Consider the following 506-nt stretch of genomic DNA (forward strand, 5'->3'; position numbering starts at 1 on the left):
TGTCAAGTCCCGTTTGATCGTAAACGCGTTTAACGAATAATTCTGGTCGTTTCTGCTGCCATTCCTTGAGCGCGAGGATGGGTGTTTTTGCATCGAGTGCACGCTGCGGAATGTGGTAGTTGTACAGCTTCAGATAGTTCATCAACGTGGTCTGCAGATCGGCCCGACTGTCGAAGCGAGTCTGCTGCAGCAGTTCGTTGATACGGCCGTTGAAGCGCTCGACCATGCCGTTCGTTTGCGGGTGCCGCGGCGGTGCCAGGCGATGCTCGGCAGGTAGTGCGGCACAAGCCACGTCGAAGGCGTGCTGGCCGCTTGGCTTCTTGTCTTTGGTGGCGAAGCGATCAGTGAATTGCGAGCCGTTATCGGTCAGGATCTTGCTGATCTTGATGGGTGAGGCCAGCTGCAGACGGCGCAGGAAATCGACGCTGCTCTTGTCGGTCATGTCGCCGTAGATGTGCATGAAGACCCAGCGGGTAGCGCGGTCGATGGCGACGAACAAGTAGCGA

The 506-nt window shown here is 57.1% G+C and carries 1 protein-coding gene; it reads right to left on the bottom strand.

Annotation, left to right across the window (positions count from 1 at the left end; translation table 11 throughout):
- Positions 1 to 506: integrase core domain-containing protein (locus QWL29_RS26590; RefSeq protein WP_305825853.1), on the bottom strand; the 506-nt coding region annotated here is incomplete at both ends.

The sequence above is a fragment of the Massilia brevitalea genome, from assembly GCF_030711405.1.
Taxonomy (GTDB): domain Bacteria; phylum Pseudomonadota; class Gammaproteobacteria; order Burkholderiales; family Burkholderiaceae_D; genus Telluria; species Telluria brevitalea.